Source organism: Sinomonas sp., from assembly GCF_051955515.1.
Taxonomy (GTDB): domain Bacteria; phylum Actinomycetota; class Actinomycetes; order Actinomycetales; family Micrococcaceae; genus Sinomonas.
The window spans coordinates 1-10,104 of the sequence record NZ_JBQCGQ010000243.1 but is presented as its reverse complement, the minus strand read 5'-3'; the positions used below and the strand labels follow the sequence as shown (position 1 = coordinate 10,104).

Genomic DNA, 10,104 nt, shown 5'->3' with positions numbered 1-10,104 from the left:
CTCGAGGCGATCGCCCAACTCGCCTCCCGCACGCACCGGGGAGCCGGCGCCCCCGAGGACCTCGAGCTCGCCCTGCAGTCCGGGCTTGGGGAGCCTGCGCTGCGCCTCGGCTTCGTCCTCCCGGGGCATGAGGGGCTGATCGGCGTGGGCGGTGAACCCCTTCCCCCCGCCTCCGCGGAGTACCCCACCGTTCCGGTAGTCCTGGACGGCCGCACCATCGGATCGATCCAAGGGACCGCACACACGGGTCCCGCACTCCTGCGCGAGGTCGCGGCTGCGTCTGCGCTGCTGGTCGAGGTCACCCGGCTCAGGATCGAGGTGCGCCAGTCCCTCCATGAGGCCGAAGCGAGTCGAAAACGACTCCAGCAGGCTGGCTACGCCGAGCGGGAGCGCCTCGAGCGGGACTTGCACGACGGCGCGCAGCAGCGCCTCGTCAGCCTCGGAATGGCACTTCGGATCGCCCAGGGACGCCTCAAGGCCGGCCGCGTAGACGTCGACGGCCTGCTCGATCAGACGGTCGCCGAGCTTGGCACCGCGGTCGCCGAGCTGCGCGCCCTCGCTCACGGGCTCAGACCCAGCTGTCTCGATGACGGCCTGGCTCCTGCGCTGGCGGGCCTCACGCGCTCCTCGCCCATCCCCGTCGCGGTCGACGTGCGTGCCGGCGAACTCCCCGACGACGTGGCCACGACCGCGTACTTCGTCGTCGCCGAAGCAGTCGCGAACGCCATCAAGCACGCGGGCCCCGAGCGGATCGGCGTCGAGGTGGCAAGAGACGCCGGAGTCCTCACCGTTCGCGTCACCGACGACGGGCGCGGCGGGGCCCGGGCGGACGGCCCAGGACTAGCCGGAATCGCCGATCGGGTCGCCGCGGCAGGCGGCAGGCTGCGCATCCACAGCCCTGTCCAGGCCGGAACTCTGGTCGAGGCGGTGCTGCCATGCGCGTCGTGATCGGCGAGGACTCTGTCCTCTTCCGAGAGGGACTCGCAAGCCTGCTGACGGACCGGGGTCTCGACATCGCCGCGAAGGCCGGCGACGCGCCTTCGCTCGAGTCCGTCGTCGAGGCCACCCCCTGCGACGTGGTGATCATCGACGTCCGCATGCCACCGGATCACACGGACGACGGCGCCCGCGCGGCCAAGCGGATCCGGTCACGCCATCCCGAGCTCGGCATTCTGCTGCTCTCACAGCACATCGAGACGCTGCACTCCGTGGATCTCGTGGCGCGCGGCCGCTTCGGCTACCTACTCAAGGACCGCGTCCTGGATGTCGAGGACTTCCTCGAAGCTCTGCACCGGGTGGCCCGGGGTGGAACAGCCCTCGACCCGGAAGTCGTCTCCCGGCTCATCGCTGGCCGGCACGCCGCCGATCCCCTCGCCCGGCTCACGCCCCGCGAGCTCGAGGTCCTGTCTCTCATGGCCGAGGGCCTGACCAACGGGGCCATCGCCCGGCGCCTCTGGCTCACCGCCCGGACCGTGGAGACGCACATCGCCAGCATCCTGGCCAAGCTCGGGCTCGCAGCGGCCGGGGAAGACGAGCACCGCAGGGTCCTCGCAGTCCTCGCCTATCTGCGCGCTCCCGCCCCCGCCTAAAGCCGCCCGACCTCGACTGCGTCCACGGTCACCTGAGGGTCAGCGAACACTTCGATCCCGAGTTGCTCGCCCCGTGGGAACACGAGGTCGGTGATCGTCGCGAGGCCGCCCTGCACGAACACCTCGAGCGAGCACGCGTCGACGAAGACGTCGAGCTCCACGCGGCCGTCCACGTCGTCGAGCGGTGCCCGCTCGACCGACGCGAAGCTCTCGTGGAAGTCCACGAGCCCGGATGACGTCCGGTCGAGCCGCACCTCGCCGGCCGCGGGATCGACCACGAGAGTCGCGGCGTCGCCGTCGCCCGAGCTGAAGCGCACGCCGAAGATGCCTGTGGCCGGTGCGCTCACGCGCACCCGGCAGGCTTCGCCGCGCGGCAGCACCAGGCTGCTCGTCTGAGTCGAATCGGACGACGGCGGCACCACCGGCCGCTGCACGAGCCGCAAACGTCCGTCCAGACTGCGGAGCGCGAGCTCGCGGGGCAGCGACATGGCGCTGCGCCACGCGTCGGTCGGGGTCGCTGCGGCGTAGTCCCAGTTGTTCATCCAGCCGATCATCACGCGGCGGGCGGGCCAGGCGTCGTCCGCGGGCAACCCGTTGAACGAGACGGCCGCGTAGTAGTCGCGACCCCAGTCAAGCCAGGACTGGGTGCCCGGAATCTCGGCGAAACGCACGCCGTCGAACTCTCCGAGGAAGTACCGCGTCCCCGACCCGCCGGCCACGCCGCCCGGGTTCGTGCTCACCACAAGTACCCACACGGTCCGTCCGGGCTCTCCCTCCACGGGCAGCTCGAACAGGTCGGGACACTCCCACACCCCGGCCCCGGGGGCCGCCATCCGGAAGTCGCTCAGGAATTCCCAGTCGATGAGGTTCGCCGACGTGTAGAGCAGTACCCGCTGCTCCTCCGCCTCGACGGCGACCATGACCCAGGAGGCCCCCGCCGCGCCCTCGTACCGGAACACCTTCGGGTCGCGGAAGTTCGCCGAACCGCGGTCAAGGACGGGGTTGCCCGCGTACTTGGTCCACGTCTGGCCCTCGTCGAGGCTGTAGGCGAGGGACTGGGCCTGGATGCCGGGCCGGGACGACGACGGCCCGTAGGCGCTCGTGTAGATCGCCACCATCGGCGGGGTCACGCCGTCACCGAGTCCCGACGTATTGGACTCGTCCACGACGGCACTTCCGGAGAAGATCGACTCGGACTCGTCGCACGCGATGGCCACTGGCTGCTCGGTCCACGTGTGCAGATCGCGAGAGGTCGCGTGGCCCCAGGACATGTTGCCCCAGTCCGTCCCGAACGGGTTGTGCTGGTAGAAGAGGTGGTAGATGCCGCGGTGGAAGACAAGCCCGTTCGGGTCGTTGATCCAGTTCCGGGCAGGCGTGTAGTGCAGGCGCGGCCGGTAGCGGTCGCGCGTGGTGGTGGAGGTCATCGGCTCAGTTCTTCAAGGAGGGCAGGCGGCTCAGCGCCAGCCCTCGAAACGGTGATGGCGGCAGCTCGGGCGGCGTAGGTGCCGGCGGCAGCCAGCTCGTCCGAGTCCGAGGGCTCGAGGCGCGGCCGGCCCGCTGCGAGGAGGACGTGGAGCAGTGCGGACATGTAGCTGTCGCCCGCGCCCACGGTGTCGACGACTGTCGTCTGGACGGTCTCGATCTCCACGCTGCCGCTGGCGGAGACGAGCAGCGAACCCCGCCCGCCGAACGTGAGGGCGACGACGCGCGGACCGAGCGCCAGAATCGCACCTGCCGCTTCGCCCGCCTCGAGTCTCGGGTACAGATACTGCGCGTCCTCGTCGCTGAGCTTGACGACGTCGGCCAGAGCCGCGAGCCGCTCGAACCGTTTCCGCGCTTCAGAGGACGGTCCGACGAGGGCGGGGCGAATGTTGGGGTCGAAGCTGATGGTCGCGTGCGGGCGAAGCGTCCGAACGATGTCCTCGACCCGGTCGGCGCCTGGCGAGAGGAACGCCGCGACCGAGCCCACGTGGACGTGGTCCGCCGCCGGAAGCGCGACCTCGGCGGGAAGCTCCCAGGCGAGGTCGAACTCGTAGTGCGCGGCGCCGTCGTCCGTGATCTCCGCAGTGGCGGTGGAGGTGGCGGCGAGCGACCACGATTCCGGCAGGATCTCGACGCCAGCCCCCGCCAGCCGGGCGGCGATCGCCTCGCCGCGCGCGTCCCGGCCGAGCGCGGTGAGGAACGACGTCGGCACACCGAGCCGCGCGAGGCCGAGCGCGACGTTCGCGGGCGAGCCGCCCGGATGCTCACGCCGTCCGTCTCGCCTACAGATCGTGTCGGTGAGCGCCTCGCCAATAACCAGCACGCTCACCCCTTCACCCCGCTTGAGGCGATGCTGTTCACGAACGCCCGCTGGAAGGCGACGAACAGCGCTACCACGGGCAGCGTGATGATCGACGTGTACGCCATGACCTGGCCCCACGAGACGTTGAGCTGGAAGAAGTACTGCACGCCGATCATCACCGGACGCAGCTCCTCGCTCTGGACGACCATGAGCGGCCACAGGTACGAATTCCAGGCGGGCAGGAAGGTGAGGATCGCGACGGTGGCGATGGCCGGGCCCGAGAGCGGCATGACCACCTTGCGGTAGATCGTGAACCAGCTGGCGCCGTCCACGCGGGCGGCCTCGTCGAGCTCCTTCGGGATGGACTCGAAGTACTGGTGGAAGAGGTAGACCGAGAACGCGTTGGCGATGAACGGCACGATCTGCACCCGATACGTGTCGAGCCAGCCCGTTGTCAGGGTGAGGTTGAAGCCGTCGAACTGGAGCCATGGGAGCTGGTTGACCCACCACACGAGCGGGAGGGCGAGTGTCTCGAACGGCACGATGAGCGTGGCGATGATGAGCGTGAGGATCACGGCCTTGCCGCGGACCCGCATGCGCGAAAGCGCGAACGCGGCCATCGAGTTGATGATCACGCCGAGCACCACGGTGACCACCGAGACGCCCACCGAGTTGATGAGGAAGCGGGCCGCCGGGACGCGGTCGAACACGGCACCGTAGTTGTCGAACGAGAGGTGTCCGACCGGGAGGAACGCCGCGATCGACGACAGGTCGCCGAAGATCTGCTGATCCGGCTTGAGCGAGGAGACGAACATGAACAGGAGCGGGAAGCTGAACACGATCGCGAGCGCGATGCGGAGGATCCAGCCCCAGATCCCGGTTCCGGGGCGCAGGCCTCGCGTGGCGGACTTGGCGGGGCGGCCGACGGCGGTTGGGTCGACTTGGATGGTGGCCATGGTCAGGACTTCTCTCGGGTGAGGTAGCGCTGAACGCCGGAGACGATGAGCACGAGGACGAAGAAGACGAGGGAGATCGCGGAGGCGTACGAGGTCTCCTGCTGCTGGAATCCGGCCCGCACGGCCTGGAACACGATGGTGCTCGTTGAGTCGAGCGGTCCGCCCTGCGTCATGACGTTGATCTGGGTGAAGAGGCTCAGCGCCTGGATCGTGATCGTGACGAGGATCAGGTTCCGCGTAGGCCGCAGGCTCGGCCAGGTGATGAAGCGGAACCGCTGCCACCCGCTCACGCCGTCGATCGCCGCGGCCTCATAGAGGTCGGCCGGAATCGTCTGCAGGCCGGAGAGCCAGATGATCATGTGGAAGCCTGCAGCCTGCCACACGGACATGAGGATGATGGCCGGCATCGCCGTCGAGGTGTTGTTGAGCCAGTCCGGGCCGTGGACAAGGCCGAAAGTGACCCTCGCGATGATCTCGTTCAGCAGCCCGTCCTGCCGGTAGATGAACAGCCACAGGAGTGAGACGACCACCATCGACGTGACGACCGGGAGGAAGTAGAGCGTCCGGAAGAAGTTCACCCCGCGGACCTTGACGTTGATCAGCAGCGCCATACCCAGGGCAACTCCGGACTGCAGGGGCACCACGACGACCGCGAAATAGGCCACGTTGAGCAGTGAGTGCCAGAACGTCTCGTCTTGGAAGAGACGCACAAAGTTGTCCATGCCAACGAACGACGGCGCGTACGGCGCCAACAGCCGGGCATTGGTGAAGGCCAAGCCGAAGGCGAGCAGGGCCGGCACCACGACGAACAGGATCAGGAGGAGGACCGCCGGGGCGAGCATCGCCCAGCCCAGCGCCTGCTCGCGGCGGCGGACGGCGCCCGAGCGCCGCGCGGACGCCGGCTTCCGCTGCTGCCGCACCGCAACGCGATCGAGGGATTGATTGACAGCCATGATCAGCTCTTGTACCCGTTGTTCGACTTGATGTTGTCGTCGATGTTCTTGACCGCATTGTCCAGGGAGGACTTGGCGTCGCCGCCCGAGAGGATGTCCTGAACCGTCTTGCCGAATTCCGTGGCAATGAACGGATAGGCCGGGGTCTCAGGACGCATCACGGCGTAGTTCTTGGAGAATTCGCGGAAGATGCTGTCAGCGCCATTGGCCGCGTAGTCGGGCATGAGGGATGCCGCGGCCTGCGTGGCAGGAATGGTGCCGGTGGCGGAGGCTACCTTGGCGACGTTCTCGGGCTTGAGCATAAAGGACAGGAAGTCCATGGCGGCCTGGGAATTCTGGCAGCCGGTGGTCACGCCCCACTGCCAGGAGCCGCCGCCGATCTTCGGCCCAGCCCCGAGGTCCGGAACCGGCAGGACCACGAGGTCGTCGCCGAGGGCCTTGCGGGCCTGGTCAGCGGCCCACGAGCCGGTGTAGACGATCGCGCTCTTGCCGTTGAGGAAGTCCTTCGTGGAATCCTGGCCGCTCTTCTGCGCGATGTAGCCCTGCGTGACGAGCCCGCGGAACCACTGCGCCCACGCCACGGCCTTGTCGCCGTTCAATGCGCCGTCCGCCGTCTGGTAGTCCGTCCGGTTGATCAGGTCCCCGCCGAAGGACTGAAGGAGCGGCGAGTAGCCGTACGGGAGCCATTCGCCCGTACCCGCCGTTCCGAGGTCCAGCGGGTAGTCCCACTTTCCGAGCTTCTTCAGGGAGGCGAGGGCTGAGTTGAATTCGTCCTTGGTCCAGGGCTTCTCGATGGTCGGGACGCGGACGCCGGGGGCCTGAAGATCGGACTTGCGGGCGAACATCGCCAAGGCCACGTCGTACAGGCCCACGGAATAGGTCTGTCCGTTCCACTTGCCGATGGTCGAAGGCAGGTTCTGCGAGAGGTCGGCGCTGAGGTTGAGCGGCTGGAGGTACTTCGACCAGGCCCAGTTCGGCACGTTCGGCTCGTCGATGTCCACGAGGCACGGGAGCTTGTGCGCCGCCGCGGCAGAAACGACCGAGTTGTTGTACGAGTCCTGCGGGAACGCCTGCACCTTGATCTTGACCTTGCTCTGGCTCGCGTTGAACGCGTCCACGAGCGACTGGTCGGCTGCAAGTTCGGCGGCGTTGCCGGCATTGTGCGTCCACAGGGTCAGGGTGCCGTTGGCGCCGTCGCCCGAACCGCCGCTGCCGCTTCCAGAACCGCAGGCGGCCAGGCTTCCGCCGATGGCGACCGCAGCTACACTGGCAGCCAGGACCCGCTTGAGCGCAGTTTTCATAACGCGTAATTCCTTCTGTCTTTCGAATTTCTGGCGAACTTCGTGGGTGGATGGGGATGGGTGGATCCGTTCGGGTGCGGCTGTTGCAGCAGCCGCACCCGACTATTTGGTGTTCTCAGCGAGGCCGTGCGACCGAGCCTCGTCGGACGATCGGGCACTCGAAGCGGATCTGGGCCGGTTCGGCGTCGGGATTCTCGATCTCGTCGAGAAGCCGGCTGACGGCCCAGCGGCCCATGTCGTAGTGCGGGAGGGCTACCGAGGTCAGGCCTGGCCAGAGCCCGTCCGCGATGATCTCGAAGTTGTCGATGCTCACCACGGACAGGTCGTCGGGGATGGTGAGCCCCTTCGACGCTGCGACCTCATAGGCGCCGAACGCTTGGCGGTCGTGGAAGCAGAACAATGCTGTGGGTCTTTCGGCCAGGCCCAGGAGCTTCTGCGCCCCGGCCCGGCCACCGCCAACCTCTGGCACCTCGTGGGTGACGAGGTCGTCGTCGTACTCGATGCCCGCCGCGGCGAGGGTTTCGCGGTAACCCTGGAGGCGCCCGCGCGCCGCAGGGATGCCGTCCCTGTTGTTGATGAAGCCGATCCGCCGGTGCCCTGCATCGATCAGTTCCTTCACCGCGGTGCGTGCCGCGGCGACTTCGTCGGGCACCACCGAGGAGAACCTCCCGCCGGCGTCGAAGGCGTCCAGCAACACCACAGGAACGCCAGTGGTGCCAGCTGGAACATCGGCCTGCTGGTGGTACATCTTCGCGTAGACGATGCCGTCCACCTGATGCTGGAGGAGGGTATTCACCTGCTTCTCCTCAAGCGCCCGGTTTCTGCCGCTGTCCACGAGCATCAGCAGCCATCCCCGCTCATAGGCGGCGTCCTGAGCGCCGAGGATCATCTCGCCCGCGAAGGGGGTGCTCGCGATCTCGTCGCTCACGAGGCCGAGCAGGTACGAGCGCTGGTTGCGCAGGCCGCTCGCGAGCCGATTCGGCGCGTAGCCAAGCCTGGCTGCGACCTCACGGACGTGTTGACGCGTTTCGGGGTTGACGCGGGACTGGTGCGTCTCGCTGAGGGCGTGCGAGACGGTCGTGACGGAGACTCCCGCGGCCTTCGATACGTCGCGGATCCCGACCTTGGCCATCTCGCTCACCCCTTCCGTTCCAAAACGTTTTGTATGTCGTGCTTCACAGTGTGAGGCAAACCGTTTTGCAAAGTCAACCCCCGCCGCCGAGGTCGGGCCCCCTGCCGCCGATGTCGGGCCGCCCGCCGCCGAAGTCGGGTCCCTAGGCCGTCTCGGGTACGCCAACTCCCCCCTCCATCCACGTTTCGGGTACAGATACTTTCTGCACCCGAAACGGGAAAAATGGGTGGGTATCTGCACCCGAACGGGAAAAACGGGTGAGTATCTGCACCCGAAACTGTGATGACGCCAGAGAGCCGGTGTCCGGACAGTTTGTCCGAGCACCGGCTCATCGGCGAAGGCAGCTATTCGAGGTCCGCGATGGCCCTACCAGTCCGGTCAGGCGCAATGACCGAGAACACGAGCCCGGCGACCGGCCCGATGATGCCCAGCGCCAGTGCGAACGGCACGGTTCCGGCAAGGCTCAGGGCGAAGAGCGGGAAGATCCCGGCGCCGAGGCCGCGGCCCACGTAGTAGCTCGCGCTCGAGCCGGTCGAGCGGACGCGAGTGGGGAAGAATTCGGACATCCACACGCCCAGCACCCCGAAGCCTCCGGCCGCACCGGCGCAGAGCATGAGCGCCCAGAAGGTGGGCCAGGCCCAGAAGTCGGCGCCGACGTGAGCGGAGCCGGTGACCAGGAGCCAGAGGAACCAGACGAACCCGATGGTCCCTACGGCGGAGGCGAGCGTGAAGGCATACTTGCGGCGCACGGCGTCCGAGATCAGGCCAGTGAGGGTGTACGCGATGATCGTCGCGACGTAGCCGATCAGGACGATGAGGCTGACCGTGTCGAGCGAGAGCTTCTGCGTGGTGAGCAGGTAGGTCGAGAGGTAGGCGCCCACGGAATTCGTGGTAAGGAACATTGCCGTCGAAAGGACCATGAACAGGACCGTGCCGACCACGAATTGCGGCTTGAAGATGTCAATGACCGGGACTTTGGTACGGCGCAACTCCGCGGGAAGCGTGCCGGCCTTGAGGTGCTGCTGATACGCGAGCCACTGCTTCGATTCCGGCAGGAGCTTGAGCGAGGCGAAGCCGATGACGGTGCTCACCACCCCGATCGCCACGTACCCCGCGCGCCATCCGAAATCGTGGCCAAGGAGCGTGAGGAAAAGGAAGATAATGCCCTCGGTGAGGATCTCCCCCGCGAAATACATGGCCTGGATAATCCCGCCCATAGTCCCGCGCTTTGCGGTCTGCCAGCATTCCGTGAACATTGAAAAGGAGAGCCCGAAGAGGCCGCCCATGCCGACGCCGGCCAGGACACGGGTGGCCATGAACATCTCGTAATTGACGGCGAGGCCACCGAGAAGGGCGGCGAGGCCAAAGGCGACGACGGAAATCGCAAACGTGCGACGGCGTCCCAGCGTGTCCCCGAGAGTTCCGAAGACGAACCCGCCAAGAATCGAGGCGAAGCCCTGGACCGTTGCGACGGTGACCAGCGCAATGGTCGAGACGTGCAGGCTTCCAGAGATATACACAAGCGGATAGCCGATGAGATTCAGCTCGGCCCCGTCGAAAAGCGTCCCGAGCAGCGCGAAGGTCAGAATGAAGCGGATCTCGCGGCGCGAATAAGTAGTGGCGGTGCCCACCGTAGGGGCTCCTTTGATGATGGAAATCACGTGCGCTTCCTCGTCGTTGAGGCTCTATTGAATGCTAGCGAGCTTCTGAACACCAGTGAGCTTCCGCTCGGGTGAGCGCACGACGGCGGGCAGGCGGACGACCGTCGCACCGCCGAGGACACGGACGTGGACCTGACGACGCCCGAGCGCCGTGTCGCCGCCCACCGGGTCGACCCGGACTGACACCCCGGCGTCGCGGACTGCGTGATCGTCGCGGAGTGCGTGATC

10 protein-coding genes are annotated in these 10,104 nt (G+C 67.2%); 2 read left to right on the top strand and 8 right to left on the bottom strand.

The genetic code is table 11. The annotated features are described in order from the left end of the window. Together ACTHL9_RS14575 and ACTHL9_RS14570 are read left to right on the top strand one after the other, a co-directional pair. Window positions 1-948 (top strand): sensor histidine kinase (locus ACTHL9_RS14575; protein WP_440520009.1); only part of this gene is annotated, 948 nt, incomplete at its 5' end. Continuing rightward, a complete protein-coding gene (locus tag ACTHL9_RS14570) occupies window positions 936-1,589 on the top strand; it encodes a LuxR C-terminal-related transcriptional regulator (RefSeq protein WP_440520008.1) in 654 nt (217 codons plus the stop codon). The genes ACTHL9_RS14575 and ACTHL9_RS14570, both read left to right, overlap by 13 nt. Here the strand turns inward: ACTHL9_RS14570 and ACTHL9_RS14565 are convergent. From ACTHL9_RS14565 to ACTHL9_RS14530, 8 genes are all read right to left on the bottom strand, one after another. Next, window positions 1,586-3,013, bottom strand: a complete 1,428-nt coding sequence (locus ACTHL9_RS14565) for a glycoside hydrolase family 32 protein (protein ID WP_440520007.1) — start codon at window positions 3,011-3,013, stop codon at window positions 1,586-1,588. The two genes, ACTHL9_RS14570 and ACTHL9_RS14565, sit on opposite strands and share 4 nt — an antisense overlap. Next, the gene (locus ACTHL9_RS14560; RefSeq protein WP_440520006.1) at window positions 3,010-3,894 is read right to left on the bottom strand and encodes a PfkB family carbohydrate kinase; all 885 of its coding nucleotides are present in this window, start codon (window positions 3,892-3,894) and stop codon (window positions 3,010-3,012) included. Before ACTHL9_RS14560 ends, ACTHL9_RS14565 begins: the two co-directional genes overlap by 4 nt. 2 nt (window positions 3,895-3,896) lie before the next feature. Then, window positions 3,897-4,688, bottom strand: a complete 792-nt coding sequence (locus ACTHL9_RS14555; RefSeq protein ID WP_440520011.1) for a carbohydrate ABC transporter permease — start codon at window positions 4,686-4,688, stop codon at window positions 3,897-3,899. A gap of 143 nt (window positions 4,689-4,831) precedes the next feature. After that, window positions 4,832-5,782, bottom strand: coding sequence for a carbohydrate ABC transporter permease (locus tag ACTHL9_RS14550; protein WP_440520005.1), 951 nt, complete (start codon window positions 5,780-5,782; stop codon window positions 4,832-4,834). Window positions 5,783-5,784: 2 nt separating this feature from the next. After that, window positions 5,785-7,083, bottom strand: a complete 1,299-nt coding sequence (locus ACTHL9_RS14545; RefSeq protein ID WP_440520004.1) for a sugar ABC transporter substrate-binding protein — start codon at window positions 7,081-7,083, stop codon at window positions 5,785-5,787. Between the two features lie 115 nt (window positions 7,084-7,198). Continuing rightward, on the bottom strand, window positions 7,199-8,215 hold the full coding sequence (locus ACTHL9_RS14540; protein WP_440520010.1) for a LacI family DNA-binding transcriptional regulator: 1,017 nt from the start codon (window positions 8,213-8,215) through the stop codon (window positions 7,199-7,201). Between the two features lie 344 nt (window positions 8,216-8,559). After that, on the bottom strand, window positions 8,560-9,876 hold the full coding sequence (locus tag ACTHL9_RS14535; RefSeq protein ID WP_440520003.1) for an MFS transporter: 1,317 nt from the start codon (window positions 9,874-9,876) through the stop codon (window positions 8,560-8,562). 24 nt (window positions 9,877-9,900) lie between these two features. Next, the coding region (locus ACTHL9_RS14530) for a hypothetical protein (RefSeq protein WP_440520002.1) at window positions 9,901-10,104 on the bottom strand (204 nt) is incomplete at its 5' end.